This is a genomic window from Pseudomonas sp. ABa2, assembly GCF_056676075.1.
The window spans coordinates 3,098,232-3,122,571 of record NZ_CM155239.1 but is presented as its reverse complement, the minus strand read 5'-3'; the positions used below and the strand labels follow the sequence as shown (position 1 = coordinate 3,122,571).

General features: G+C 68.6%; 25 protein-coding genes. 16 read left to right on the top strand and 9 right to left on the bottom strand.

The genetic code is table 11. From position 1 onward, the window contains the following. Window positions 1–232 precede the first annotated feature (232 nt). The 4 genes from AC1G9C_RS14960 (at window position 233) to AC1G9C_RS14945 (ending at window position 4,761) form a co-directional block, all read left to right on the top strand. Window positions 233–781 (top strand): glutathione peroxidase, encoded by a 549-nt coding sequence (locus tag AC1G9C_RS14960; RefSeq protein WP_397496931.1) that lies wholly within the window; start codon window positions 233–235, stop codon window positions 779–781. A gap of 160 nt (window positions 782–941) precedes the next feature. Beyond that, on the top strand, window positions 942–1,868 hold the full coding sequence (locus AC1G9C_RS14955) for an esterase/lipase family protein (RefSeq protein WP_122108588.1): 927 nt from the start codon (window positions 942–944) through the stop codon (window positions 1,866–1,868). 46 nt (window positions 1,869–1,914) lie between these two features. Beyond that, the gene (locus tag AC1G9C_RS14950) at window positions 1,915–2,979 is read left to right on the top strand and encodes a lipase secretion chaperone (protein ID WP_480407987.1); all 1,065 of its coding nucleotides are present in this window, start codon (window positions 1,915–1,917) and stop codon (window positions 2,977–2,979) included. 12 nt (window positions 2,980–2,991) lie between these two features. After that, on the top strand, window positions 2,992–4,761 hold the full coding sequence (locus AC1G9C_RS14945) for an ATP-binding response regulator (protein WP_480407986.1): 1,770 nt from the start codon (window positions 2,992–2,994) through the stop codon (window positions 4,759–4,761). 6 nt (window positions 4,762–4,767) lie between these two features. On the opposite strand, the gene AC1G9C_RS14940 is transcribed toward AC1G9C_RS14945, so the two are convergent. From AC1G9C_RS14940 to AC1G9C_RS14925, 4 genes are all read right to left on the bottom strand, one after another. Further along, window positions 4,768–5,379, bottom strand: a complete 612-nt coding sequence (locus AC1G9C_RS14940; protein WP_021442619.1) for a response regulator transcription factor — start codon at window positions 5,377–5,379, stop codon at window positions 4,768–4,770. Between the two features lie 63 nt (window positions 5,380–5,442). Beyond that, the gene (locus tag AC1G9C_RS14935; RefSeq protein ID WP_457787504.1) at window positions 5,443–6,708 is read right to left on the bottom strand and encodes an OmpP1/FadL family transporter; all 1,266 of its coding nucleotides are present in this window, start codon (window positions 6,706–6,708) and stop codon (window positions 5,443–5,445) included. A 218-nt stretch (window positions 6,709–6,926) separates the two neighbouring features. Then, on the bottom strand, window positions 6,927–7,406 hold the full coding sequence (locus tag AC1G9C_RS14930) for a hypothetical protein (RefSeq protein WP_021442621.1): 480 nt from the start codon (window positions 7,404–7,406) through the stop codon (window positions 6,927–6,929). A gap of 194 nt (window positions 7,407–7,600) precedes the next feature. Next, the gene (locus tag AC1G9C_RS14925) at window positions 7,601–8,455 is read right to left on the bottom strand and encodes a sulfurtransferase (RefSeq protein WP_480407985.1); all 855 of its coding nucleotides are present in this window, start codon (window positions 8,453–8,455) and stop codon (window positions 7,601–7,603) included. Window positions 8,456–8,543: 88 nt separating this feature from the next. Here AC1G9C_RS14925 and AC1G9C_RS14920 point away from each other — a divergent pair, with 88 nt between their 5' ends. From AC1G9C_RS14920 to AC1G9C_RS14910, 3 genes are all read left to right on the top strand, one after another. Further along, window positions 8,544–9,350: a lysophospholipid acyltransferase family protein gene (locus AC1G9C_RS14920; RefSeq protein ID WP_021442623.1), complete on the top strand. Its 807-nt coding sequence runs from the start codon at window positions 8,544–8,546 to the stop codon at window positions 9,348–9,350. Window positions 9,351–9,534: 184 nt separating this feature from the next. Then, complete coding sequence (gdhA, locus tag AC1G9C_RS14915) at window positions 9,535–10,872, top strand: NADP-specific glutamate dehydrogenase (protein ID WP_480407984.1); 1,338 nt, start codon at window positions 9,535–9,537, stop codon at window positions 10,870–10,872. A gap of 168 nt (window positions 10,873–11,040) precedes the next feature. After that, window positions 11,041–11,721, top strand: coding sequence for a spermidine synthase (locus AC1G9C_RS14910; RefSeq protein WP_480407983.1), 681 nt, complete (start codon window positions 11,041–11,043; stop codon window positions 11,719–11,721). A 42-nt stretch (window positions 11,722–11,763) separates the two neighbouring features. On the opposite strand, the gene AC1G9C_RS14905 is transcribed toward AC1G9C_RS14910, so the two are convergent. Continuing rightward, the gene (locus AC1G9C_RS14905) at window positions 11,764–12,825 is read right to left on the bottom strand and encodes an SMP-30/gluconolactonase/LRE family protein (protein ID WP_480407982.1); all 1,062 of its coding nucleotides are present in this window, start codon (window positions 12,823–12,825) and stop codon (window positions 11,764–11,766) included. A 132-nt stretch (window positions 12,826–12,957) separates the two neighbouring features. On the opposite strand from AC1G9C_RS14905, the gene rnd reads away from it, so the two are divergent. The 5 genes from rnd (at window position 12,958) to AC1G9C_RS14880 (ending at window position 17,202) form a co-directional block, all read left to right on the top strand. Beyond that, window positions 12,958–14,091 carry a ribonuclease D gene (gene rnd / locus AC1G9C_RS14900; RefSeq protein ID WP_457787498.1) on the top strand — a complete coding sequence of 378 codons (1,134 nt, stop codon included), beginning with the start codon at window positions 12,958–12,960 and terminating at the stop codon, window positions 14,089–14,091. After that, window positions 14,088–14,381: a YcgL domain-containing protein gene (locus AC1G9C_RS14895; RefSeq protein WP_480407981.1), complete on the top strand. Its 294-nt coding sequence runs from the start codon at window positions 14,088–14,090 to the stop codon at window positions 14,379–14,381. The genes rnd and AC1G9C_RS14895 overlap by 4 nt, the downstream gene beginning before the upstream one ends. 3 nt (window positions 14,382–14,384) lie before the next feature. Then, window positions 14,385–15,317: a D-2-hydroxyacid dehydrogenase gene (locus tag AC1G9C_RS14890; protein WP_480407980.1), complete on the top strand. Its 933-nt coding sequence runs from the start codon at window positions 14,385–14,387 to the stop codon at window positions 15,315–15,317. A 95-nt stretch (window positions 15,318–15,412) separates the two neighbouring features. Continuing rightward, window positions 15,413–15,862, top strand: coding sequence for a YcgN family cysteine cluster protein (locus AC1G9C_RS14885; protein ID WP_021443827.1), 450 nt, complete (start codon window positions 15,413–15,415; stop codon window positions 15,860–15,862). A 107-nt stretch (window positions 15,863–15,969) separates the two neighbouring features. Continuing rightward, window positions 15,970–17,202 carry a hypothetical protein gene (locus tag AC1G9C_RS14880; protein WP_480407979.1) on the top strand — a complete coding sequence of 411 codons (1,233 nt, stop codon included), beginning with the start codon at window positions 15,970–15,972 and terminating at the stop codon, window positions 17,200–17,202. A gap of 57 nt (window positions 17,203–17,259) precedes the next feature. Here the strand turns inward: AC1G9C_RS14880 and AC1G9C_RS14875 are convergent, their stop codons facing one another. Next, entirely contained in the window at window positions 17,260–17,610 is a 351-nt protein-coding gene (locus AC1G9C_RS14875; RefSeq protein ID WP_122108575.1) for a YajD family HNH nuclease, read from the bottom strand. Window positions 17,611–17,694: 84 nt separating this feature from the next. Between AC1G9C_RS14875 and AC1G9C_RS14870 the strand changes: the two genes are divergently transcribed. Continuing rightward, complete coding sequence (locus AC1G9C_RS14870) at window positions 17,695–18,012, top strand: hypothetical protein (protein ID WP_457787496.1); 318 nt, start codon at window positions 17,695–17,697, stop codon at window positions 18,010–18,012. On the opposite strand, the gene AC1G9C_RS14865 is transcribed toward AC1G9C_RS14870, so the two are convergent. The 3 genes from AC1G9C_RS14865 to AC1G9C_RS14855 form a co-directional block, all read right to left on the bottom strand. Then, entirely contained in the window at window positions 18,009–18,479 is a 471-nt protein-coding gene (locus AC1G9C_RS14865; RefSeq protein ID WP_457787495.1) for a Crp/Fnr family transcriptional regulator, read from the bottom strand. The genes AC1G9C_RS14870 and AC1G9C_RS14865 overlap by 4 nt on opposite strands. A 123-nt stretch (window positions 18,480–18,602) precedes the next feature. Next, window positions 18,603–20,225 carry a methyl-accepting chemotaxis protein gene (locus tag AC1G9C_RS14860; RefSeq protein ID WP_480407978.1) on the bottom strand — a complete coding sequence of 541 codons (1,623 nt, stop codon included), beginning with the start codon at window positions 20,223–20,225 and terminating at the stop codon, window positions 18,603–18,605. 113 nt (window positions 20,226–20,338) lie between these two features. Continuing rightward, entirely contained in the window at window positions 20,339–22,381 is a 2,043-nt protein-coding gene (locus tag AC1G9C_RS14855) for a S9 family peptidase (protein ID WP_480407977.1), read from the bottom strand. Between the two features lie 114 nt (window positions 22,382–22,495). Between AC1G9C_RS14855 and AC1G9C_RS14850 the strand changes: the two genes are divergently transcribed. Genes AC1G9C_RS14850 through AC1G9C_RS14840 form a run of 3 tightly spaced genes read left to right on the top strand, consistent with a single transcriptional unit; the run spans window position 22,496 to window position 24,243 of the window. After that, window positions 22,496–22,960: an MFS transporter gene (locus tag AC1G9C_RS14850; protein WP_480407976.1), complete on the top strand. Its 465-nt coding sequence runs from the start codon at window positions 22,496–22,498 to the stop codon at window positions 22,958–22,960. A 58-nt stretch (window positions 22,961–23,018) separates the two neighbouring features. After that, a complete protein-coding gene (locus AC1G9C_RS14845; RefSeq protein ID WP_397496917.1) occupies window positions 23,019–23,465 on the top strand; it encodes an HIT family protein in 447 nt (148 codons plus the stop codon). Between the two features lie 4 nt (window positions 23,466–23,469). Further along, complete coding sequence (locus tag AC1G9C_RS14840; RefSeq protein ID WP_021444880.1) at window positions 23,470–24,243, top strand: class II glutamine amidotransferase; 774 nt, start codon at window positions 23,470–23,472, stop codon at window positions 24,241–24,243. Window positions 24,244–24,340 lie beyond the last annotated feature (97 nt).

Below are 24,340 nucleotides of genomic sequence, written 5' to 3'. Positions count from 1 at the left end.
GGATAGCAGGCCGTTGAAAAACTACCTGCGTTGGCAATACTGCGTTAAAAACAGCCTCAAAATGCTCATTTACAGTATGTAAACTCCGCTTTTTTCGGCTGTTTGACTCGTTGCACTCGCCCTGCGGGCCAGCCTTCGGCTGTTACTCCCGTTGGTCGTTGCGCCTTGTCTTGCCTGCCTCGCCTACGTTTTTAAACGACCTGCCCGCACCAGACTCTTCAGGGAAACCACCATGTCGCTGCGCCGCTTCGCCTGTACCCTCCTGTTGTCCGGCCTGGCCGTGCCGGCGCTGGCCGCCGACTGTCCGACCCTGCTGCAGGGCGAGCTGCCGCGCCTGCGGGCCAAGGACAGCATCGATCTGTGCCAGTTCGCCGGCAAACCGCTGGTGGTGGTCAACACCGCCAGCTTCTGCGGCTTCACCCCGCAGTTCAAAGGCCTCGAGGCGCTCTATCAGCGCTACAAGGGCCAGGGCCTGGAAGTGCTCGGCGTGCCCTCCGACGACTTCCGTCAGGAAGCCGACGACAGCGAGAAGACCGCCACCGTCTGCTACGTCAACTATGGCGTGACCTTCACCATGAGCGAGCCTCAGGTGGTCACCGGCGCCGAGGCCATTGCGCTGTTCAAGGGCCTGGCCGAGCAGAGCAAGGCGCCGCGCTGGAATTTTTCCAAGTACGTGGTCGACCGCCAGGGCAAGGTGCTCGCCAGCTTCTCCAGCCTGACCAAGCCGGACGATCCGCAGCTGATCGAGGCGGTCGAGCGGGCCATCGCCTCGCAGCCCTGAGCCCGCGGCAGGCGCGCCGCCTGCCGTCTTAGCAAACGAGACCCGATGCACAGCCTCTCACCCATCTGGGCGATGGGCCGTGCCCGGCTGCCTGCCTAGACTGGCGCGGCGCCGGACGCAGTTCCCCGGCGTGCCCACAAGAACAATAACGGAGGCACCCATGCGTCGCGTCTATACCACTGCCCTTGCCACTCTGGCCCTGCTCGGCGCCGCCCAGGCCCAGGCCAACTACACCCAGACCAAGCACCCGATCGTGCTGGTGCACGGCATCACCGGCTTCGACACCATCGGCGGGCTGGTCAACTACTTCCACACCATCCCCTGGAACCTCGAACGCGACGGCGCCAAGGTGCATATCGCCAGCGTCGCCGCGTTCAACGACAGCGAACAGCGCGGCGCCGAGCTGGCCCGGCAGATCGTGCCCTGGGCCGCCGCCGGTGGCGGCAAGGTCAACCTCATCGGCCACAGCCAGGGCTCGCCCACCTCGCGGGTGGCGGCCTCGTTGCGCCCCGACCTGGTGGCCTCGGTGACCTCGATCAACGGCGTCAACAAGGGCTCCAAGGTGGCCGACGTGGTGCGCGGGGTGATCCCGCCGGGCGGCGCCATCGAAGGCGGCGCCAACGCCATCGCCAATGCGCTCGGTTCGCTGATCAACCTGCTGTCCGGCGCCAGCAACCCGCAGAACGGCCTCAATGCCCTGGCCACCCTGACCACCCCCGGCACCACCGCGCTCAACGGCCGCCATCCCTGGGGCGTGAACAGCAGCAGCTACTGCGCCAAGTCCACGGAAGTGCATAACGTGCGCGGACACAGCATTCGCTATTACTCCTGGACCGGTAACGCCGCCTACACCAACGTCTTCGATGCCGCCGATCCCTTCCTGGCCTTCACCGGCCTGGCCTTCGGCAGCGAGAAGAACGACGGCCTGGTGGGCGTCTGCGCCACCTACCTGGGCCAGGTGCTGGGCGACAGCTACAACATGAACCACGTCGATGCGATCAACCACCTGTTCGGCATCCGCGGCTGGACCGAGCCGGTAGCGCTGTATCGCCAGCACGCCAACCGCCTGAAGAACAAAGGCATCTGACCTCCCACCCGCGGCGGGCCCACCGGCCCGCCGCAGCGAGTTGCCCATGTCCCGATCCCTGAGCCTCTGCCTGGCCGCGGCGCTGCTCGCCGGCGGTCTCACCCTGTATTGGCGCTGGCCGGCTGCCGAGGCCGTGCCGGCCGCCTCCGTCGCTCCCGTCGGTGCCCGCGTCGAGCAGCCAGCGCCAGCGCCGGTGCCGCGCGCAGCCGCGCCGACGCCCACCGCCACGCCACAGGCGCCAGCGGCGCCGCTGCCGAGCCTGGCCGGCACCGAAGTCGACGGCCGCCTGCAGACCGATGCCGCCGGCAATCTGGTGCTGGAGCTGGCGCTGCGCGATTACTTCGATTATTTCCTCAGCGCCGTCGACCACTCCGGCCTCGACGCCTCGATCGCGGCGCTGCTGGCCGATGCCGGCGCACGTTTGCAGGAGCCGGCGCTGGGTCAGCTGACCAACCTGCTCGGCGACTACCTCGACTACAAGCGCGCCAGCCTGGCACTGTTGCAGCAGCCGCTGAACGCCCGCCAGCAGGTCGCCCCCCAGGCCCAGCTGCAGGCGCTGCAGCAGGCCTTCGAGCGCCTGGATGCCCTGCGCCGCACGCATTTCTCGGCCGCCGCGCAGGAGGCACTGTTCGGCGCCGAGCAGGCCTACGCCCGCTACACCCTGGACAGCCTGGCGCTGCAGCAGCGCGACGACCTCGGCGAGGCGCAGCGCGCGCAGTTGCACGAGCAGCTGCGCCAGCAGTTGCCGGAGGCGCTGCGTGCCAGCGAGCTGCGCCAGGAGCAGGCCCAGGCACAACTGGCGCGCAGCGAACAGCTGTGGCGCGACGGCGCGGACGAGCAACAGGTGCGCGAGTTCCTGGCGATGACCTATGATCCGCCCACCGTGCAGCGCCTGCTGGCCGAGCAGCGCCGCGAGCGCGACTGGCAGCAGCGCTACCAGGCCTACCGCGCCGAGCTGGCCGGGTTGCAGGGCCAGGGGCTGAGCGCGGCGGATGGCGCGCAGGCGCAGCAACGGCTGCGCGAACGGCTGTTCGCCAGCGAAGATCGACACCGGGTGGAGACCTATGACGCCATCGCCGCCAAGCAGCCGCAGACGCCGCCCAAGCCCTGAGCGGCTGTGCCCATGAGCGTTGAGCAGCAGGAGCGCCTGCTGCTGGCCCAGCAGCGCCGCGGCTACAGCCGGCTGTGCTTCGTGCCGGCGCTGGAGCAGGCGTTCGCCGAGCACCGGGTGCAGCGCATTCGCCGCCGCCTGCCGCTGATCGCTGCCACCGCGGTGCTGTTCCAGCTGGCCTACGCACTGCTGGATATTTTCGCCATGCCGCTGGCCGTCAGCCTCTCGGCCTTGCCGCTGCGCCTGCTGGCGCTGGGCGCGGTGCTGCTGGCGTTCGTCTACTGCCGGCGTGCGGCTACGCCGCCGCGGCGGGCGGCCGCGGTCTACGCCGGCGCCTACCTGTGCAACGGCGTCAGCGTCGCGGTGATCGTCCACCTGTGCTGGCAGCAGGGCGTGGCGATGCCCTACGACGGTCTGTTCCTCATCCTGCTGTTCGGCTACGCGCTGCTCGGCCTGTCCTTGCGGGCGATCGGCCTGTGCAGCTGGGGCTTCTGCCTGCTGTTCGTCGGGCTCGGCCTGGGCCTCGGCGAGGCGGGGGACGAGCTGGCCTATCAGGCCATGTTCCTGTTCTGCGCCAACCTGATCGGCACGGTCGGTGCCTATATGCAGGAGCACGGTCAGCGCGGCGCCTGGCTCAACCTGCGCCTGCTCGATCTGGCGCGCCAGCGCGCCGAGGCCGACGACGCGCGCAAGCTGCGCCTGCTGGCGGCGGCCAGCCACGACCTGCGCCAGCCGTTGAACGCCATGGGCCTGTACGCCCAGCACCTGGTGGAGCAGGGCGGCGATGCCCAGACCCGGCGCATCAGCGCACGCCTGGCCGCTTCGGTGGAACAGCTCGGCCGCCTGCTGCAATCGCTGCTCGACTACAGCCGGCTGACGTTGCCGGGCGGCGTGCAGGCCAGACCGCATGCCTTCGCCCTGCGCCCGCTGCTCGAACGCCTGCTCGGCGAGCTGGCCCCGGAGGCGCAGCAGCAGGGCGTGGCGCTGCGCCTGGAGTGCGCCGACTGTGGCGTGCGCAGCGACCCCCTGCTGCTGGAGCGGCTGCTGCGCAACCTGCTGAGTAACGCCCTGCAGCACGCCGGGGCGCGGCAGCTCAGCCTGAGCGCGCGCGTGCAAGGCGGCGCGCTGCTGCTGGAGGTGAGCGACGACGGCCGCGGTTTGAGCGAGGCGGAGCAGGCGCTGGTGTTCGAGGAGTTTCGTCAGCTGGACAACCCCGGGCGCAATGTCGAGCGCGGTCTGGGCCTCGGCCTGGCCATAGTGCGGCAGCTGGCCGCGGTGCTGGAGCATCCGCTGCAACTGCACTCGCAACCCGGCGCCGGGGCGCGTTTCGTCCTGCGTCTGCCGCTGGCCGAGGTGCCGGCGTCGGCGCTGGCGGCGAGCGACGGCGTGCGGCGGTTGCGCGGACGCATCCTGCTGCTGGAGGACGACGCCACCGGGCGCGAGGCCCTGGCCGGCCTGCTGCGCCGCTGGGGCTGCGACGTACAGGCCTGTGCCGACCTGGCCGGCGCCCTGGCCGCCCTGCGCCGCGAACCTCCGCAGCTGCTGATCAGCGATTACCGCCTGGCCGAGTCGGGCGACGGGCTGCAGGCCATCGAGTGCCTGCGCGAGGCCGCCGGACAGATGCTGCCGGCGCTGCTGATCAGCGCCGATCTGAGCCCCGAGCTGCAGGAGCGCTGCCTGCCGGCGCACGTCATGCCGCTGGGCAAGCCGCTGCTGCCGGCGCGCCTGCGCCAGGTACTGGTCAGTCTGCTGCCGCGCACGGCGGAGCAGGAAACGGCCTGACGCCGATCATAGCCAGCCGCGCTGGCGTGCGGCGCTGACGCAGGCGGTGCGGGTGTGCACGGCGAACACCTCGAACAGCGCCTTGAGGTGGGTTTTCACCGTGTCCTCGGCCAGGCCCAGCTGGCGGCTGATGGCCTTGTTCGGCAGGCCTTCGGCCAGCAGCTGGAGGATTTCCAGTTGGCGCGGGGTCAGCGGCGAGGCGCTGGCCGGGGCCGGCAGGGTTTCGCCGAGCAGCACGCGGGTGACCGCCTGGCGCAGGGCGTTGCCATCGGCGCTCTTGGGGATGAAGCCGAGCGCGCCGGCGGCCAGCGCGGCCTGGGCATCCAGGCTCGAGTCGCTAGCGCTGAGGATCGCCACCGGGGTGGCGTCGCCGCGTGCCAGCCAGCGCTGCAGCAGCTCCAGGCCGGGTTCGTCGGGCAGGCGCAGGTCGAGCAGGATCAGGTCGTAGGAATGCTGGCGCAGGCGCTGTTCGGCTTCCGCGGCGCTGTGCGCGGTGTGCACCTGCAGGTCTCGGGCGAGTGGCGCCAGGGCCAGGGCCAGGCCATCGAGGAAGATCCGGTGGTCGTCCACCAGCAGCAGGCGCAGGCGGTCGGGCAGGGTGGTGCAGAGGGCAGTCATGATGTTCTCACGCGGCTTTTCTTGTTGTTCTGCCGCGCGAGTGTAGCCAATCTCCGGCGCCGATTAGTAGCGGTAGGTCACCTGGGCGCCAAGACCGTGGGCGCTGTTCCGGTAGGTGGCGCGGTAGGAGCCCTTGAGCGGCTCGTCGAGGTCGATCTTGGCGTCTTCTTCCATCAGGTAGGAGTAGGCCAGGTCGAGGGTCAGGTCGTCGTTCGGGCTCCAGCCGGCACCGACGCTGAAGATGGTGCGGTCGCCGGTGGGGATGCGCGGCGAGCGGTGCCGATTGTTGGTCGGCGACTGGTCGACGGCCACGCCGGCGCGCAGCACCCACTGCTTGTTGAGCTGGTAGGCGGCGCCCACGGCATGCGCCCAGGTGTCGTGCCAGCCCTGTTCCTCGGTGATGGTGGTGAGGTTGGCGGCGAACGGGCCGGCCACGCCCTTGTTGTCCACGGTGATCTCCTGCAGGCGGCTCCAGCGCGTCCAGGTGCTGCCGGCGTAGAGGGTCCAGCGCTCGTCGAGGGCGTGGGTCACCGAAAAGTCCACCGACTCGGGCGTCTGCAGCTCCAGGCTGGCATCGTACTTGCCGGCGGAGCCGGCCAGCAGACCGTCGCTCTCGACCTTGGTGTGGCCCTTGAGCTTGTAGTCCACCTTGGAGTGATAGGTCAGGCCGAAGCGGGTGGCAGCGTTCAGTTCGAACAGCACGCCGGCGTTGAAGCCCATGGCGAAGTCGTCGCCCTTGACCTTTACCTGGCCGGCCGCCGAGCTGGGCAGGAAGGGGTTGGGAATGGTCGAGGTCAGCTGGCCCTCGATATGGTTGAGGGTGGGGCCGAAGCCGACCGACCACTGGTCGTTGAAGCGGTAGCTGAGGGTCGGCTGCAGGGTGATCACCCGCACTTCGCTGAGGTTGGCGTAGCCGCGGCCCTGGAAGTTGCGCTCGTAGTCGGTGACCAGGCCGAAGGGCACGTAGAGGCCGAAACCGAAGCTCCACTGCTCGTCCAGCGGCTTGACGTAATAGCCCATGGGCGCGGCGACGAACGGCACCATGTCGCCGTCGTTGCTACCGGGGATGGTGCTCTCGGCGTCGTCGATATCGCTCTTGGCGATGATCGCCGCCAGGCCGCCGCTGACCTGTTCGCGCTTGAGGCGGGCCATGCCGGCCGGGTTGCCGAAGACGGTGGTGGCGTCATCGGCGGCCGAGGAACGCCCGGCGAAGGCGGTGCCCATGGCGCTGACGCTCTGTTCGTTGATGGCGAAGCCGCTGGCCAGGCCGTGGCTCGAGGTGGCGGCGATGGCCATGGCCAGGCCGGTCTTGAGGAGGCGTTTGCTCACGAGAGAACTCCTGTGGGTGAGGCGGGGGGCGCACGCTACAGTTTTTCCTGACCCCTGCCAAGCCACATAAGTTCAGAGAAAATGGGGATATTGTCGGACAATTTTCGCGAATTGTCGGACATTACTACAGATTGTGTTTGGCGCTCTCGGGCCTTGCCGCGGCGCCTCGGCACCCTGCCTGTGGTGACTGTGCTGCGCGGGGTGCGGCGTGCTGCCCGCTAGGCGACCCGACTGAACTGACCGACCCAGCGCTGCCAGGCGTCGATGAAGTCGCACAGCCGTCCCTGCGGCTGGAACACCTGGCGCCACACGCGGGCCAGGCCGAGCAGGTCGTCGGCGTCCGGCAGCTCGGCCTGCTCGGCTTCTATAAGCAGCCAGGCGATGGCGGTGGCGTAACGCAGGTTGACCGTCAGCTCCAGGTGCGGCGCGGCGAGAAAGGCGTGCTGGCTGGCCAGGCCACGCACCCGGCTGGCCAGCTCCGGGTCGCGCGCCAGGTGCTGGTCCCACAACTGCAGGTGGCGCTGTTCGGCGATGCGGTACAGGCCATGGCCGCGACGGTCGTCCAGGGCGCTGCCGAGCGCCGACTGGCTGGCCGCGGTGCCGAGCAGCAGGGCCTCGGCGACGGCTGAGTGACGCCCCAGGTAGAGCAGGGTAGGGCGGATGACGTGCTGGCTGAGATCGCAGGCGGCTATTCCCATGGCATCCTCGCGAAGGGTGCCGGTGGGGCCGGGCGCTTGGCAGCCTTGTTCGTCGTTCTGATAAAGGCCCCACCGGAAGCGGGGTTAGCCGCTCATCCTCAAGTCTAGTGCGACCTTTTCACTGTAAAGAGCTGTTTTTAAATTGTTTTCGGCTTTCGGTTATTTGCCATATTCCTGCTGGTACTTAAGCCGCTTCAATCGCCGGTGGCGATGGGGCGCCGCTGATCGGTGATCCATTCGCTCCAGGAGCCGGCGTAGAGCGGCGCCAGCGGATAACCGGCGAGGCTCAGGGCGAACAGGTTGTGGCAGGCAGTGACCCCCGAGCCGCAATAGGCCACCAGGCCTTGCGCCGGGCGCGCGCCGCGCAGGGCATCGAAACGCGCGCGCAGCTGTTCGGCGGGGAGGAAATAGCCGTCGGCGTCGAGGTTGTCGGTGAACGCCGCGCACTGGGCGCCGGGGATATGCCCGGCGACCGGGTCGAGCGGCTCCACGTCGCCGCGAAAACGCGGCAGGGCGCGGGCGTCGAGCAGGCACAGATCGGCCGAACCCAGGCGCCGGGTCAGTTGCTCGGCGTCCACCAGCAGGCTGGTGTCCGCCTGGCCGGCGAAGTCGCCCGGGGTGGGCGTCGGTTGCCGACGGTCGAGCGCCAGGCCGGCCTCGCGCCAGGCTTTCAGGCCGCCGTCTAGCAGGTACAGGCCGTCGCGCTTGCCCAGCCACAACAGCAACCACCAGGCGTGTGCGGCGAAGGCGCCGGGGCCGTCGTCGTAGAGCACCACCTGGCTGCCCGCGCGCAGGCCCCAGTCGCGCAGGCGCTGATTCAGCCGGGCCGGGTCGGGCAGCGGGTGGCGCCCGGTGACACCTTTGACGATCGGCCCGGACAGGTCCTCTTCGAGGTCGGCGAAGCAGGCGCCGGGAATATGCCCTTCCAGATAGCTGCGCCGGCCGTAGGCCGGGTCGTCGAGGGCGAAGCGGCAATCGAGCAGGACCAGCTCGGCTTGCCCCAGGCGTTGCTGCAGCTGGGCGGGGGTGAGCAGTTGCGCGAGCGGCATGGTGGCTCCTGTGTCGTGGCGGCGATTGCCGGCATCATAACGCCAAGCCTTTGCGCTGCAGCCATCTCCCGCGAAGAAGGAGCTATTTATGCTGAGCCTGCAACCCATCGCCCAGAGTGCGACCCTGGCCCGCCGTGTCGGCGTGGTGCTCGGTTCGCTCGCCGTGACCCTGTATTTCTGCCTGCGGGTGATCGGCCTGGCAGCCGTCGGTCGGCTCGACCGCGCCCGCGTCGACCGTTACACCCGCCGCTGGTCGCAGCTGCTGCTGCGCCTGGTGCGTATGCGCCTGGCGGTGCACGGCGCCTGTCCGGACTTCGGCGACGGCCGCCGCTACCTGATCCTGTGCAGCCACGCCAGCCACTACGACATCCCCGCCAGCTTCGTCGCCCTGCCTGGCTCGATCCGCATGCTGGCCAAGCGCGAGCTGTTCCGCATCCCCTTTCTCGGCCGCGCCATGCGCGCCGCCGAGTTTCCCTCCATCGCCCGCCAGCAGCATGAACAGGCGCTGCGCGACCTGGCACGGGCGCGGCAGATGATGGAGAGCGGCATCGTCCTGTGGGCCGCGCCGGAGGGCACGCGCTCGCCGGATGGCCGCCTGCAGCCGTTCAAGAAGGGCTGCTTCCACCTGGCCCTGGATACCGACGCGATCATCGTGCCGGTGGCCATTCGCGGCATCCAGCACGTGCTGCCGGCGCGCACTTGGCGCTTCAACCTGGATCAGTCGGTGCAGCTGCTGATCGGCGCGCCGATCGACGCCGGCCGTTACCGCCGTGACGAGCTGCCGCGGCTGATGCTCGATACCCGTGCCGGCATGGAGCGCCTGCTCTACGGCGCCGCATCGCAGATGCCGGCGCCGAGCCCGGGCGTTGCACCTGCTTGTGTGCTCGAAAAGTGAGCGTAATCTGAGTCGATCTGGTGCGATTTTCTGTTGGGTGCTCTGAATTCACTGTTTTAGAGGGTTTTTCCCGATAGGTTTTGCGCACCAAATAGTTTCATAAAGGCGACATATCGATCTGTTTTGGTGCCTTGGCTGCTGATAGAGTGCCGCGCATTCTGTCTGCCTGGCGTCGAGGTGCCGCATGTCGTTGTCCGTTGAAAGCTTCCTGTCGCGCCTGAAGCAGCGCGATCCCGATCAGCCGGAATTTCACCAGGCGGTGGAGGAAGTGGTGCGCAGCCTGTGGCCCTTCCTCGAGGCCAATCCGCGCTACCGCGAGGCGGGCATTCTCGAGCGCATGGTCGAGCCGGAGCGCGCCATCCTGTTCCGCGTGCCCTGGGTCGACGACCGCGGCCAGGTGCAGGTCAACCGCGGTTACCGCATCCAGATGAGCAGCGCCATCGGCCCGTACAAGGGCGGCCTGCGCTTCCACCCCTCGGTCAACCTGGGCGTGCTCAAGTTCCTCGCCTTCGAGCAGGTGTTCAAGAACTCGCTGACCTCGCTGCCCATGGGCGGCGGCAAGGGCGGTGCGGACTTCGACCCCAAGGGCAAGAGCGAGGGCGAGGTGATGCGCTTCTGCCAGTCGTTCATGAACGAGCTGTACCGCCATATCGGTGCGGATCTGGACGTGCCGGCCGGTGATATCGGCGTCGGTGGCCGCGAGATCGGCTACCTGTTCGGCCAGTACAAGCGCCTGTCCAACCAGTTCACCTCGGTGCTCACCGGCAAGGGCCTGAGCTACGGTGGCAGCCTGATCCGCCCCGAAGCCACCGGTTATGGCTGCGTGTACTTCGCCCAGGAGATGCTCAAGCGCATCGACCAGGGCTTCGAGGGCCAGCGCGTGGCCATTTCCGGCTCCGGCAACGTCGCCCAGTACGCGGCGCAGAAGGTCATGGAGCTGGGCGGACGGGTGATCTCGCTGTCCGACTCCGAAGGCACGCTGTACGCCGAGGGCGGGCTGAACGAGGAGCAGTGGCAGTACCTGATGGCGCTGAAGAACGTGCGTCGCGGCCGCCTGCGCGAGATGGCCGAGCACTTCGGCCTGCAGTTTCTCGCCGGCCAACGGCCCTGGCGCCTGGCCTGCGACATCGCGTTGCCCTGCGCGACGCAGAACGAGCTGGACGGCGAGGATGCCCGCGCGCTGCTGAGGAGCGGCTGTATCTGCGTGGCCGAAGGCGCCAACATGCCCTCGACCCTGGAAGCGGTGGACCTGTTCGTCGAGGCCGGCATCTGCTACGCCCCGGGCAAGGCCTCCAACGCCGGCGGCGTGGCCACCAGCGGCCTAGAGATGAGCCAGAACGCCATGCGCCTGCACTGGAGCGCCGGCGAGGTGGACGAGCGCCTGCACGGCATCATGCAGAACATCCACCACGCCTGCGTGCACCACGGCGAGGAGAAGGGCCGGATCAACTACGTCAAGGGCGCCAACATCGCCGGCTTCGTCAAGGTGGCCGATGCCATGCTGGCGCAGGGCGTGGTCTGAGAACCTGCTCAAAGGCTGACTTTGAAAAGGCTCTGAAAGCAGCGTCGCTGTAGTCACGAGGCCTCGCGTGTCAACGCGGGGCCTCGTCGTTTCTGGCGGGGCTGTGCTGCTCGGCCGATTCAGGCATGCTGCCTGCCCTCACGCTCGCTACACAGGTCTTCGCTCTGCATGAAACGTTTTGTCTTGCTCGACACCGCTCCGCTCCCGGGCACGAATGGTGCGCTGAACCTGTTCGAGTATGGGGACGACTTCGTCATCAAGATCGCCGGCGGCGATGGCGGGCAGCTGATGAATACCCGTATGCACGGCTCGGAAGATGCCCTGGCGGCGATTCCCTGCAAGCAGATCGCGAGCCGGCCAGAGGTGCGGGTACTGATCGGAGGTCTGGGCATGGGCTTTACCCTGGCCTCGGCGCTACAGCACCTGGGGGCTGACGCCGAGGTGGCGGTGGCCGAGCTGGTGCCGGGCGTGGTCGAGTGGAACCGTGGCCCGCTCGGGGCGAAGTCCGGTTATCCGTTGAATGACCCGCGTGCAGTGATCATTCAGGAGGACGTCGCCAAGGTGCTGCAGGCCGCCGAGCAGCGCTACGACGCGATCATGCTGGACGTCGACAACGGCCCCGAAGGCCTGACTCAGAAGGGCAATGACTGGCTGTACAGCATGGATGGCCTGCGCCAGTGCGCCAAGGCGCTGAGGCCCAGGGGCATGCTGGCAGTGTGGTCGTCCAGCGCCGACCGGGCCTTTTCGGAGAAGGTGCGCAAGGCCGGCTTCAAGGGTGAAGCGGTGCAGGTGTATGCCCATGGCAACAGGGGCACGCGGCATACCATCTGGATTGCCCAGAAGGTCTGAGCGGGCTGCCCAGGTCGTGAGTGACCTGGGCAGCTGCATTGCTCAGTGAATCTGCAGTTTGCCGATACGGTCGTTGTCCAGGCTGCCGAAGTACAGATGGTCGCCCACCGGTTTCACCGAGGTGACCATGCGCAGGTGGGTGCCGCTGGTGTCGTGCAGGCTGCGCACGATCTCGCCCTGTTCGTTGAGGGCGATGGCGAAACCGTAAGGGATCGCCTTCGGCCATAGCGCGCGCGGCAGCTTGGCCAGTTGCGCCTTGAGCCAGGGGTGACGGTGGAGGAAGTCGGCGTCGGCCTTGCGCGGGGTGGGCAGGGCGACCCAGAAGGTGCCCTTGCGGTCGCCCTGCAGGTTGTCCGGCAGGCCGGGCAGGTTGTCGATGAACACCTCGTGCTGGCCGGCCTTGTCGCCCTTGAGCCAGTAGCGGGTGATGCGGTAGCGGTAGGTCTCGTTGACCAGCACGAAGTCCTCGTTCGCCGACAGCGCCACGCCGTTGGCGAAGTACAGGTCCTTGAGCAGCACGCGGGTCTGGCCTGTGGCCGGGTCATAGGCCAGCAGGCGGCCGTGCGGACGGGCCTCGAGCAGGTCGAGCAGGTAGTCCGGCTGCTGGAAACGCGAGGAGGCGTCGCTGAAGTAGATGGTGCCGTCGCTGGCGATATCCAGGTCGTCGGTGAAGGCGAAGGGCAGGCCCTCGGCCTCGGTAGTCAGTACCTTGACGTTACCTTGTGGGTCGATGCTCAGCAGGCCCTTGTAGGCGTCGGCGACGATCAGGTTGCCGCTGGCGTCGAAGTCCATGCCCAGCGGCCGGCCGCCGGTGTCGACGAAGGTCTCCACGCTGTCGTCTGCCAGCACGCGGACGATGCGCCCGTCGTGCAACCCGGCATAGACCCGGCCTTCGGCGTCCACGGCGGTGTCTTCCGGACCATGCAGCTGGCCGCGGGCCAGCAGTTCGGCCTTCATCAGGGTGTCGTTGGGCTCCAGCACGCCGGTCATGGCCGGCGCGGCGGGCGCGTCCCAGCCCAGCGGGTCGATGGGACTGGGGGTGATGGCCAGATAGCCGGCCGCGGCGGCCAGCAGCACGACGAGCAGGGCAAGCAGTTTCTTCATTGTTGTTCTTCCGTGTCGGGGGCAAGCGATGCGCGGCACAGGTTACACAGTTCGCCGGCGCAGTGGCAGGGCGCTGCCCCGTCCGGCGGCCGGGGCATATATACTGCGCGGCATTCTTCACGGGAGAGCCGCGTGGCTAACGATATTCACTGGATTCGCGACGACGCCAGCCTGGCCGAGCATTGCGCCGCCTGGCAGGCGTTACCCTTCGTCGCGCTGGACACCGAGTTCATGCGCGTCGACACCTTCTACCCGATCGCCGGCCTGCTGCAGGTCAGCGAGGGCGCGCGGGCCTACCTGATCGATCCGCTGTGCATCGGCGACTGGGCGCCCTTCGCCGCGCTGCTGCAGGCGCCGCAGGTGGTCAAGGTGCTGCATTCGTGCAGCGAGGACCTGGAAGTCTTCCTGCGCCTGACCGGCAGCCTGCCGACGCCGCTGTTCGATACCCAGCTGGCCGCCGGCTACCTCAACCTGGGCTTCTCCATGGGTTACTCGCGCCTGGTGCAGGCGCTGCTGGGCATCGAGCTGCCCAAGGGCGAGACCCGCTCCGACTGGCTGCAGCGGCCGCTGTCGCAGACCCAGGTGAGCTACGCCGCCGAGGACGTGCTGCACCTGGCGGAGGTGTACCAGGCGCTGACCGCCCGCCTGTCGCCGGAGAAGTATGCCTGGGTGCTGGAGGATGGCGCCGAACTGGTCGCCGGCCTCGGCCGCGAGGTCGACCCGGAGCAGGCCTGGCGCGAGGCCAAGCTGGCCTGGAAGCTGTCGCGTCAGCAACTCGCCGTGCTGCGCGCACTGTGCGCCTGGCGCGAGCGCGAGGCGCGGGCGCGTAACCAGCCGCGCAACCGCATCCTGCGCGAGCATTCGCTGTGGCCGCTGGCGCGCACCCAGCCGGACAACCTGGTGGCCCTGGCGCGCATCGAGGACATGCACCCGAAGACCGTGCGCCAGGACGGCGAGACCCTGCTGGCGCTGATCCGCGAGGCCGCCGCGCTGCCGCCGGGCGAGTGGCCCGAGGCGCTGCCCGAGCCGCTGCCGGTGGAGGCTTCGGCGCTGCTGAAGAAACTGCGTGCCATCGGCCAGCGCGAGGGCGAGCGCCTAGAGATAGTGCCCGAGCTGATGCTGCGCAAGAAGACCCTGGAAGCCCTGCTGAAGAGCGGCTATCCCAGCGGTCCCTACCAATTGCCCGAGTCCCTGCGCGGTTGGCGCCGGGAGTTGATGGGCCAGGCGCTGCTCGACTGCCTGGCCGCCGAAGGAGAATCCGCGTGAAACGCATCTGTTCCATCTACAAGAGCCCACGCAAGAACGAGATGTACCTCTACGTGCTCAAGGCCGACGCCCTGAGCCGGGTTCCGGAGGGCCTGCTCGGCGTGTTCGGCGCGCCGGTGCACGCCTTCGACCTGGTGCTCAGCCCCGAGCGGCAACTGGCTCGCGAGGACATCGCCCAGGTGCTGGAGAACCTGGATAAGCAGGGCTACCACCTGCAGATGCCGCCGCCGGAGGAGGAGTACATCGAGCACCTGCCGGACGAACTGCTGCGCCGCAACGACCCGGTTTGAGCCATGCGCCTGCTGATCGCCGAGCACGACCACGGGCGCTACGCCGAGCTGATTCGCGCGGCGCGGCCCGAGTTGGCGCTGCTGGCCAGCGCCGACCCCGTCGAGCTGGCCGCGGCTGCCGGCGACTGCCCGTTGTGGCTGGGCCAGCCCGATCTGCTCGCGCCCTTGCTGCGCCAGGGCCTGCGTCCGCAGTGGCTGCAGTCGACCTGGGCGGGGATCACGCCGCTGCTGGCGCCCGACCTGCCGCGCGACTATCGCCTGAGCCGCGCCGTCGGCATCTTCGGCCAGGTGATGGCCGAGTATGTGCTCGGCCATCTGCTGGCCCATGAGCGGCGCCTGTTTGCCCTGCTGGCGGCGCAGGTGGCGCAGCGCTGGGAGCACAGCCTGCCGCGCAGCCTGGCCGGGCGGCGGGCGCTGATCGTCGGCTGCGGCGATATCGGTCAGGCCGTGGCGCAGTTTCTCGCGCCCTTCGGCCTGCAGCTGCGCGGCGTGGCCAGCGCGCCGCGCCAGCAGCCGCCCTTCGTCGAGGTGGCCGGCCTGGACCAGCTGCCGCGCCTGGCCGCCTGGGCCGACTATCTGATCAACCTGTTGCCCGATACCCCGGCCACCCGCGATCTGTACGACGCCGAGCTGCTGGCCCGGCTGCGCCCCGAGGCGCTGCTGATCAATGCTGGGCGCGGCGCCGCGGTGGTCGATGCCGATCTGGTGGCGGCGCTGGAGCAGGGCCAACTGGCCGGCGCGGTGATCGACGTCTGCCGCGAGGAGCCGCTGCCGCCCGGTCATCCATTCTGGAACGCGCCGCGTCTGCTGCTCACCGGACACAGCGCTGCGCCCACCGAGCCGGCGCTGATGGCCGCGCTGTTTCTCGACAACCTGGCGCGCTGGCAGGCCGGCGAGGCGCTGCGCGGCGAGGTGGCGTTCGCCCGCGGCTACTGAGCCCAAGCGCTGCCGTTCGGCATCCGCCGCTTGGCCGTGACCGGCGCTCGGGCTAGACTGCCGCGCTTTTCTCCTCCGAGCTTCTGCCTGTCGCCATGGCCGCCAAAGTCGAACCCTTCTGGAAACGCAAGACCCTCGCCCAGCTCGATCAGGACGAGTGGGAGTCGCTGTGCGACGGTTGCGGTCTGTGCTGCCTGCAGAAGCTCGAAGACGAGGACGACGGCGCCGTCTACTACACCCGCATCGCCTGCAAGCTGCTCGATCTCAAGAGCTGCCGCTGCAGCGACTACGCCAACCGCGCCAAGCACGTGCCCGACTGCATCCAGCTCACCCCGGCGCAGGCCGACCAGTTCCAGTGGCTGCCGCCGACCTGCGCCTACCGCCTGGTCAGCGAGGGCAAGGACCTGCCGCTGTGGCACCACCTGGTCTGCGGCGATCCGGAGGCGGTGCATATCGAGCGCATCTCGCAGTCCGGGCGCATGCTCAGCGAGAACAGCGTGGCCGAAGACGACTGGGAAGAGCACCTGATCTTTCGCGCCGGTTGATCGGCGCCGGGCTTCGTGGCAAATCTGTGCGCCCAGCCATGGAATTGCCCGAGGGCGTCGCGGTCATATCGGATCGCCGCGTCCCACCGCATCAGGAGCTTTGCGCGATGCCCGTTCGTTACCCCTTGTTGTCCCTGCTGTTACTGAGTCTGAGCCTGCCGACCTGGGCGGCCACGCATAAGGTCGATTTGGACTACCGCGTGCGCTTTCTGCCCGAAACCAACCAGGCCGAAGTCAGCCTGACCCTGGAGCAGGGCGAGCGCGTGCTCAGCCTGGACTTCGACCTGGGCAAGGAGGGCCGCTACAGCGACTTTTCCGCCGACGGCCAGTGGCAGCAGGAGCAGCCCGAGCGCGGTACCTGGCAGCCGGCCGCCGGCAAGAGCCGCCTGAGCTACAAGGTGCGCATCGACCACGAGCGCCAGCCGGGGAGCTTCGATGCGCGGATGACCGAGGACTGGGCGCTGCTGCGTGGTGACGACCTGGTGCCCAGCGCCGTGCTGCGCCAGCAGGACAAGACCGAGCTGGTGGCGCGCCTGCAGTTCGAGCTGCCCAAGGGCTGGAAAAGCGTGGAAACCGGCTGGCCGCGCATCGGCAAGAATCGCTTTCGCATCGACAACCCGCTGCGCAAGTTCGACCGCCCCACCGGCTGGCTGGTCGCCGGCAATCTCGGCACCCGCCGCGCCCGCCTCGGCGAGACCGATGTCGCCATCGCCGCGCCGGTGGGCGAGGGCATGCGGCGCATGGACATCATGACCCTGCTGACCTTCGTCTGGCCCGAAATGCAGGCGGTGTTCCCGCGCGATCCGGCCAAGCTGCTGATCGTCGGCGCCGGCGACCCGATGTGGCGCGGCGGCCTGTCGGCGGCCAATTCCTACTACATGCACGCGGACCGGCCGCTGGTCAGCGAGAACGGCACCAGCTCGCTGGTGCACGAGCTGGTCCACGTGTTCAGCCGCATCCAGTCGCGCGACCGTAGCGACTGGATCACCGAGGGTCTGGCCGAGTACTACGCCATCGAACTGATGCGCCGCGCCGGCGGTATCGGCGAGGACCGCTACCAGAAGATGCGCGAGCAACTGACGCGCTGGAGCAAGCCGGTGAAGAGCCTGCGCACCGCGCGCGCCACCGGCCCGGTCACCGCGCGCGCGGTGCTGCTGTTGCAGGAGCTGGACCGGGAAATCCGCCAGAAGACCAAGGGCAATACGCAACCGCGTTCGCTGGACGACGTGACCCGCGGCCTGATGCGCCTGGACAAGGCCAGCACCGAGGATTTCATCGACATCGTCGAGAACGTCATGGGCGGGCCGTCGCGGGTGCTGGATACGCGGTTGTTGCGCTGAGACCAAGGCGGCGCGCGCGGCGCGCCCTACGGATAAGCCGGCACCGCCCCCGCTTCTCTAACGCTTGAGCAGCGCCTCCAGCCCGGCCAGCGCCTTGTGGGTGACCTTGCTGCCGGAGCCGGCGCTGGCGGCTTCTTCCTTCTGGTAGTGCAGGTCGACCTGGCGCTGGTGCTCGTTGTCGTGGCAGTACAGGCACAACAGTTCCCAGTTGGAGCCGTCTTCCGGGTTGTTGTCGTGGTTGTGGTCGCGGTGGTGCACGGTCAGCTCGCTCAGGCGCTTGCCGCTGAACTCGCGGCCGCAGCGCCCGCAGATATGCGGGTACATCTTCAGGGCTTTTTCGCGGTAGCTGGTTTCGCGGCGCCGTTGCGCCTCGGCGAGGATCTGGTCCAGCTTGCTGGTGGTGCTCATGGCGTGGCTCGTGCTCGGGTGGCGAACGTTGGCGTTCGGATGCTGCCAGAATAGAACGAAAGCTCGCCGATCAGGAGCCCCATCATGCGTCGCTCGATACTTGCCGCTTCGATCCTGGCCTGCGCCGCCGCTGCGCTGGCCCAGACCCAGCAACCGCCGCGCATGCCGACGTCACCCGCCGCCGGCGCGCCCGGCACCGCCACGCCGCAACCCTACGGTCAGCCGCAAAGTGCGCCGATTCAGCGCCAGGGGCCGGGGACGGCGCCCTTGCTACCGCCACCGCAGGGTCAGAGCCTGCCGCGGCTGGCGCCGCAAGCGCCCAAGGATCAGGCCATCCCGCTGCTGGAACAGCAGCTGCAGCGCAATCGTCAACCGGTCGAGCCGGGGCAGAAGCGGGACTAGACCTGGTTGACCAGCTGGCCGTCGGCCATGCGCAGGCGTTTCGACATGCCCACGGCGATGGCGCGGATGACCTGGGCGGCGGCTTTCGGCGCTTCCTGCAGCATCTTGTCCAGGGCGTCCTTGCCCAGGGTCAGCAGCACGCTGTCGCTGGCCGCGACGCAGGTGGCCGAGCGTCGTTCGCCGTCGAGCACGGCCATTTCGCCGAAGGCGCGGCCCTTGCGCAGGCAGGTGATCTCCACCTCCTCGCCGCTGACGTTGGTCTTGCGCACCGAGACGGCGCCCTGCTGGAGGATGCACATGAAGGTGCCGGCATCGCCCTCGCGGAAGATCAGCGTGCCTTCGTCGATCTTGCTCAGGCTGAAATAGCCGGCAGCGGTGAGTACGTCGCCGGCCGGCAGTTGGTCGAACAGGCCGCAGTCCAGCAGCATGTCGCGGATGGCGTCGATCAGGTGGGAAGTGTCGGGCATGGTTGGGCGGTATGGCGAGAGCGGGGAGGCGACCTTAGCCGCAACGGCAGGCGTTGCCAATCGCTGTTGGTCGCCTGCCGCGGCGTTTCTCGAGGCCGTTCACGCTCTCGCCTGCACGGGCGCTCAGAAGCTGAAGCGGCGCATTACCCCCTGCAGGCGCTCCGACATGCCCTGCAGCGCGCGGATGGCCTGGACTATGCCGCCCTGCGCCGCGGAGTTCTCCTCGACTATCTGCGCCACCTGTTCGACGTTCTGCGCCACCTGCTCGCTGGCGGCGCGCTGCTGCTGCAGGGCGGTGGCGATGCTGCCGACCGACTGCAGCGATTCGTCCAGCGCCTGGCGGATCTTGCCCATCGCCGCGGCGCTGCGTTCGACCAGCTGCAGGCCGTTGTCGACGCCCGCGCAAGTCGCCGCCATGCTGCCGTGCGCCTGACGCACACCGCCGTGGATGGCCTCGACCAGGGCGACGATCTCGGTGGTGGATTGCGCGGTGCGCCCGGCCAGGCTGCGCACCTCATCGGCGACCACGGCGAAACCGCGGCCCTGCTCGCCGGCGCGCGCGGCCTCGATGGCGGCGTTCAGCGCGAGCAGGTTGGTCTGCTCGGCAATACCGCGAATCACCTCGACTATGGCGCCGATATTGCCCGATTGTGCTGCCAATCGTTGGATGTCCGCCGAGCACTGCGCCACCAGGGCGGCGACCCGGCGGATTTCTTCTATGGCCTGGCCGGTCACCGCCAGGCCGCTGTCGGTCAGCTCGCCGGCCTGCTGCGCGCGGTCGTGGGTGTGCTGGGCGTTTTCGGCGATATGGTTGATGCTCACCGCCAGCTGCTCCATGGTCGCGGCCATCGCCGCGGCGGTGTCGCTCTGGATATTGGCGCTGTTGAGCACCTGTTCGGAGGAGGCGGCCAGCTGCAGGGTGGCACACTCGATCTGCTCGGAGGCCTCGCCGATATTGCCGATCACGTCGTGCAGGCCGTGGCGCATGGCCTGCACCGACTTCATCACCCCGCTGCTGGCGCGACCGTCCGCCGGCGCGCCATCCAGGCGACCGGCGGCGATGCGCGCGCTGATCGCCTCCAGCTCGCCGGGTTCGGCGCCCAGCTGGCGGCCGAGGCGGCGGCTGAAATACAGCGCATGGGCGCTGCCCAGCAGCAGGGCGAGCAACAGCAGGGCCAGGCTCAGGCGCAGATTGGCGGCGTACTCCGCCTCGCCCAGCTGGAACTGGTGCTTGGCCTCCACCAGTTGCACCTCGATCAACTCGGCGAACTTGGCCGACAGCGGGTCGATCAGCGGGTACAGCTCGCTGCCGGCGAAGCGCTCCAGCGCCGCCTGGTCGCCACGGGCGAGCAGGCTCTGCAGCTGCTCCAGCGGCGGCCCGGCGCGCTCCATCAGCGGGGCGATCTGCTCGATCAGGCGGCGTTCCTCGGCGATCAGCTCGGTGGCCAGGTAGGCCTGCCAGGTTTGCGTGATGCGCTGCTGGGCCTGTTCGATCAGCTGCTGCGCGGCGTGGCTGGTCAGTTCGCCGCTGCGCGCCTTGTGCGTGGCGTCGACTATGTTCACCGCGTAGAGGTCGGCGATCAGCTTGAGGTCGCGCAGCGGCACCACGCGATCCAGGTAGACGGTCTGCAGCCCGCCGACGGTGGCTTTCAGCCCGTGCAGGCCGAGCAGGCCGACGGCCAGCAGGGCGCTGAGCAGGGCGCCGGCGAGCAGCAACAGATGGGTGCGAATCTTCCAACTCTTCATGGCGGATCTTCCTTGGCGGCAGGCAGAAAAAGGACGCTTATGGCCTTTCGCCATAAGCGTGCCTTCAGCCTAGATCAGATTCCGCAGCTGGCGAACGAAAGCTGATTGCTCGGTCAGCCTTCGGCGAGGCCCAGCACCTTGAACAGGAACGCGTATTCCAGGGCCACGTCGCGGATGCCCTGATAGCGCCCGCTCATGCCGCCGTGGCCGGCTTCCAGATCGGTCTTGAGCAGCAGCAGGTTGGCGTCGGTCTTGCGCTCGCGCAGTCGCGCCACCCACTTGGCCGCTTCCCAGTACTGCACGCGGCTGTCGTTGTAGCCGGCCACCGCGAGGATTGCCGGGTAGGCCTGCGCGCGCACGTTTTCGTAGGGTGCGTAGGCCTGGATCCGCGCGAACACCTCGGGCTGGTTGGGGTCGCCCCATTCGTCGTACTCGGTCACCGTCAGCGGCAGCTCCGGGTTGAGCATGGTGTTGAGCACGTCGACGAAGGGCACCTCGGCGATGGCCGCGGCGAACAGCTGCGGGCGCTGGTTGAGCACCGCGCCGATCAGCAGGCCGCCGGCGCTGCCGCCGCTGATGGCCAGCTGCGCCGGGGTGGTCAGGCCGGCGTCGATCAGGTGTTCGGCGCAGGCGATGAAGTCGCCGAAGGTGTTGGGCTTGTGCTCCAGCTTGCCGGCACGGTACCAGGCCTCGCCCATCTCGCCGCCGCCGCGCACGTGGGCGATGGCGAAGACGAAACCGCGCTCGAGCAGGCTCAGGCGGGCATGGGAGAACCAGGGATCGAGGCTCTCGCCGTAGGCGCCGTAGCCGTAGAGGTAGAGCGGCGCCGGCGTGCCGGCGGCGAGCACCTCGCGGCGCGCCACCAGGCTGATCGGCACCTGCGTGCCATCTGCCGCGGTGGCCCACAGCCGGCGGCTCTCGTAGGCCTCGGCATCGAAGGGGCCTTCCACCGGGGTCTGCTTGAGCACCTGCTGGGCGCCCGTGGCCAGCTCCAGCTGGCGGATCTGCGCCGGGCGGCCGAGGGCCTCGTAGCGCAGGCGGATCACCGCGCTGTGGAACTCCAGGCCGTCCTGCACGTGCAGGCTGTAGGCGGCGTCCGGCAGTTGCACCCGGTAGGCGGCCGCGCCCTGCGGCTGCACTTCCAGCACCGGCAGGCCGCCCTCGCGCAGGCTCAGCACCAGGGCGTCGCGGTTGAGGGTGACGCCTTCGAGCATCACCACCGGGTCGTGGGCGCGGATTTCACGCCAGTGCGGGCGCTGCGGCGCGGCTTCGTCGGCGGCGTAGAGGGCGAAGTTGATGCCGCTCTGGTTGCTGCGGATCAGCCAGCTCCAGGCGCCGTCCTGCAGACCGTGGTCGACGTCGTACTCGTGGCCTTCCTCGCGTGGCGCCAGGCAGACGAAGGCGTCCTGCGGCCGTTCGGCATCCAGTACCCAGACCTCGCTGGTGGTCTTGCTGCCGAGCTGGAGGATCAGCTGGCGTTCGGAGCTGGAGCGGTAGCAGTGCAGGAAGAAGCGCCCGTCGCCCTCCTCGAACACCGCTTCGGCGCCATCCGTACCGAGGCGGTGGCGGTACAGCTTGTAGGGGCGGTGGGTGTCGTCCAGTTCGGTGAAGAACAGCGTCTGACTGTCGTTCGCCCAGGTCATGCTGCCGTCGCAGTCGTCGAAGGGCAGCTCCTGGATCTGGCCGCTGTCCAGCTCCTTGACGAACAGGCGGTAGATCTCGTCGCCGCTGCGATCCAGGCTGTAGGCCAGACGGCGTTGGTCCGGGCTGATGCTGAAGGCGCCGAGCGCCAGGTAGCCGCCGCCGGCCAGGGCGTTGGGGTCGAGCAACAGCTGCTCGCTGGCGGCGTCGAGGGTCAGCGAGCCGTCCGCCGGTTTGCGGCAGCGATAGTGGCGCGGGTACTCGTCGCCGGCGGTGGTACGCTGGAAGTAGAGGTAGTCGCCCCAGGGCACCGGCAGCGACAGGTCGGTTTCGCGGATGCGCCCCTTGATCTCCTCGAACAGCCGCTCGCGCAGCGCCTGCTGCGGCGCCAGCTCGGCCTCCAGGTAGGCGTTTTCGGCGCGCAGGTGGTCGAGCACCTCGTCGCTATCGCGATTCTCCAGCCAGCGATAGGGATCGGCGCCGGATTCTTGGCGGGCGATGGGGGCAGCGATCATGCGACGACTCCAGGGCGGCGCGGCCGACGGCAGGGGCGCCGGGCCGGGGAAAAGCCGTTATCATAAGCGCCCCTCCGTCAGCCCCGCCAACTTCGAGGCCAGGATCGCCGCTTTATGATGAACGAGAACGACTATCTGCTCGCATGGGCCGCCTATGGCGTCGCCGCCCTCGGCTGCCTGCTGGTGTGGCTGCGCATGACCAGCTGGATGTGGCGCTACCTGCGCGAGCCGTTGCGGGTGCTGGTGGCGGTGCTGCTGTTCAGCCCGACCATAGTCGACCCAGCGCGCGAGTTGTTCGCCCCGGCCATCGCGGTGACCGCCATGGACCTGCTGCTCAAGGTGGGCAACAACGCCTGGCGGGCGGTGGCCGACCTGACCCTCTACAGCCTGATCTCCTTCGCCCTTTACCTGGTCTTCGTCGCCGTGCGCTGGCCCATCGAGCGCTGGTGGCAGGGGCGCCGCGAGGAGACTGTGGTGGAAGACGAAGACCCGCGCACCCTGCGCGAGCTGATGGAACAGGACGACGAGCGCCTGGCACATCGCTACGAGCGCGGCGGCCGACTGGAACCGCGCCTCTGACCCTTGCGCCTGGCCGGTTAGCCGATCAGCATGATGGCCATCGTGGATGGGAGGCCTCATGGACTGCGTATTCTGCGCCATCGCCGCTGGCCGTTTGCCGGCGCACCAACTGTACCGGGACGAGGATTTCATCGTCCTGCTGGATATCTTTCCCATGCGCCCGGCGCACGTGCTGATCGTCAGCCGCGCCCATGCCCCCTTCCTCGAGGATCTGCCGGCAGCAGTGCGCGACCGTCTGCTGGCCCTGGCTGACAAGATGGCGGCGGCGTTGCGCGCGGCGGGCTACGGCCGCGAGGGGATCAACCTGCTGATCAACGACGGCCCCGATTCCAACCAGCACGTGCCGCACCTGCATCTGCACCTGATCCCGCGACGCCGCGGCGATCTGCCGGCGCTGCTCTGGCGCCTGCTGGTGCGTTTCCTGCCCCTGGGCCGTCGGCGTTTGCAGGCACGCCTGCAAGCCGAGGCCGAGCAACTGCGCCGTGCCCTCGGCGAGGAGAACTGACTCGATGTGCGAATTGCTCGGCATGAGCGCCAACGTCCCCACCGATATCGTCTTCAGCTTCACCGGGCTGATGCAGCGCGGCGGGCGCACCGGGCCGCACCGCGACGGCTGGGGCATCGGCTTCTACGAAGGCCGGGGCCTGCGCCTGTTCCAGGATCCGCGGGCGAGCAGCGAGTCGGAGGTGGCGCAGCTGGTGCAGCGCTACCCAATCAAGAGCGAGGTGGTGATCGGCCATATCCGCCAGGCCAACGTCGGCCAGGTGTGCCTGGCCAATACCCATCCCTTCGTGCGCGAGTTGTGGGGGCGCAACTGGTGTTTCGCCCACAACGGCCAGCTGACCGGCCTGGTCGGTGCCACCAGTTTCTACCGGCCGGTGGGCGACACCGACAGCGAGGCGGCCTTCTGCGACCTGCTCAACCGGGTGCGCCGCGCCTTTCCCGAGCCGGTGTCGGTGGAGATGCTGCTGCCGGTGCTGGTGGCGGCCTGCGCCAGCTACCGCCAGCTCGGCGTGTTCAACTGCCTGCTCAGCGACGGCGACTGGCTGTTCAGCTTCTGTTCGAGCAAGCTGGCGCATATCACCCGGCGCGCGCCCTTCGGCCCGGCGCAGCTCAAGGACGCCGACCTCAAGGTGGATTTCCAGGCCGAAACCACGCCGAACGACGTGGTCACGGTGATCGCTACCGAGCCGCTGACCGACAACGAACAATGGACGCTGTACCAGCCGGGCGAGTGGCGGCTGTGGCGCCGTGGCGAATGTATCGCCGACGGCAAGGCTTGAGAGCTTGTGAAGAAATCGTCGCGAGCGAAGGCAGGTCGCGTTTCGCCTGCGCGCAGCAAGCGGAGTGTATTGAAATACATGAGCATTGCGAGCACAG

What these genes read in the sequence shown, in the direction of transcription:
- AC1G9C_RS14910 (WP_480407983.1), top strand. Translation starts at nt 11,041, where the DNA reads ATGAAACGTTTTGTCTTGCTCGACACCGCTCCGCTCCCGGGCACGAAT.
- AC1G9C_RS14905 (WP_480407982.1), bottom strand. Translation starts at nt 12,825, where the DNA reads ATGAAGAAACTGCTTGCCCTGCTCGTCGTGCTGCTGGCCGCCGCGGCC.
- AC1G9C_RS14875 (WP_122108575.1), bottom strand. Translation starts at nt 17,610, where the DNA reads ATGAGCACCACCAGCAAGCTGGACCAGATCCTCGCCGAGGCGCAACGG.
- AC1G9C_RS14930 (WP_021442621.1), bottom strand. Translation starts at nt 7,406, where the DNA reads ATGGGAATAGCCGCCTGCGATCTCAGCCAGCACGTCATCCGCCCTACC.
- AC1G9C_RS14870 (WP_457787496.1), top strand. Translation starts at nt 17,695, where the DNA reads ATGCGTCGCTCGATACTTGCCGCTTCGATCCTGGCCTGCGCCGCCGCT.
- AC1G9C_RS14855 (WP_480407977.1), bottom strand. Translation starts at nt 22,381, where the DNA reads ATGATCGCTGCCCCCATCGCCCGCCAAGAATCCGGCGCCGATCCCTAT.
- AC1G9C_RS14865 (WP_457787495.1), bottom strand. Translation starts at nt 18,479, where the DNA reads ATGCCCGACACTTCCCACCTGATCGACGCCATCCGCGACATGCTGCTG.
- AC1G9C_RS14920 (WP_021442623.1), top strand. Translation starts at nt 8,544, where the DNA reads ATGCTGAGCCTGCAACCCATCGCCCAGAGTGCGACCCTGGCCCGCCGT.
- AC1G9C_RS14880 (WP_480407979.1), top strand. Translation starts at nt 15,970, where the DNA reads ATGCCCGTTCGTTACCCCTTGTTGTCCCTGCTGTTACTGAGTCTGAGC.
- AC1G9C_RS14845 (WP_397496917.1), top strand. Translation starts at nt 23,019, where the DNA reads ATGGACTGCGTATTCTGCGCCATCGCCGCTGGCCGTTTGCCGGCGCAC.
- AC1G9C_RS14940 (WP_021442619.1), bottom strand. Translation starts at nt 5,379, where the DNA reads ATGACTGCCCTCTGCACCACCCTGCCCGACCGCCTGCGCCTGCTGCTG.
- gdhA (WP_480407984.1), top strand. Translation starts at nt 9,535, where the DNA reads ATGTCGTTGTCCGTTGAAAGCTTCCTGTCGCGCCTGAAGCAGCGCGAT.
- AC1G9C_RS14945 (WP_480407986.1), top strand. Translation starts at nt 2,992, where the DNA reads ATGAGCGTTGAGCAGCAGGAGCGCCTGCTGCTGGCCCAGCAGCGCCGC.
- AC1G9C_RS14840 (WP_021444880.1), top strand. Translation starts at nt 23,470, where the DNA reads ATGTGCGAATTGCTCGGCATGAGCGCCAACGTCCCCACCGATATCGTC.
- AC1G9C_RS14925 (WP_480407985.1), bottom strand. Translation starts at nt 8,455, where the DNA reads ATGCCGCTCGCGCAACTGCTCACCCCCGCCCAGCTGCAGCAACGCCTG.
- AC1G9C_RS14890 (WP_480407980.1), top strand. Translation starts at nt 14,385, where the DNA reads ATGCGCCTGCTGATCGCCGAGCACGACCACGGGCGCTACGCCGAGCTG.
- AC1G9C_RS14885 (WP_021443827.1), top strand. Translation starts at nt 15,413, where the DNA reads ATGGCCGCCAAAGTCGAACCCTTCTGGAAACGCAAGACCCTCGCCCAG.
- AC1G9C_RS14960 (WP_397496931.1), top strand. Translation starts at nt 233, where the DNA reads ATGTCGCTGCGCCGCTTCGCCTGTACCCTCCTGTTGTCCGGCCTGGCC.
- AC1G9C_RS14955 (WP_122108588.1), top strand. Translation starts at nt 942, where the DNA reads ATGCGTCGCGTCTATACCACTGCCCTTGCCACTCTGGCCCTGCTCGGC.
- AC1G9C_RS14860 (WP_480407978.1), bottom strand. Translation starts at nt 20,225, where the DNA reads ATGAAGAGTTGGAAGATTCGCACCCATCTGTTGCTGCTCGCCGGCGCC.
- AC1G9C_RS14950 (WP_480407987.1), top strand. Translation starts at nt 1,915, where the DNA reads ATGTCCCGATCCCTGAGCCTCTGCCTGGCCGCGGCGCTGCTCGCCGGC.
- AC1G9C_RS14850 (WP_480407976.1), top strand. Translation starts at nt 22,496, where the DNA reads ATGATGAACGAGAACGACTATCTGCTCGCATGGGCCGCCTATGGCGTC.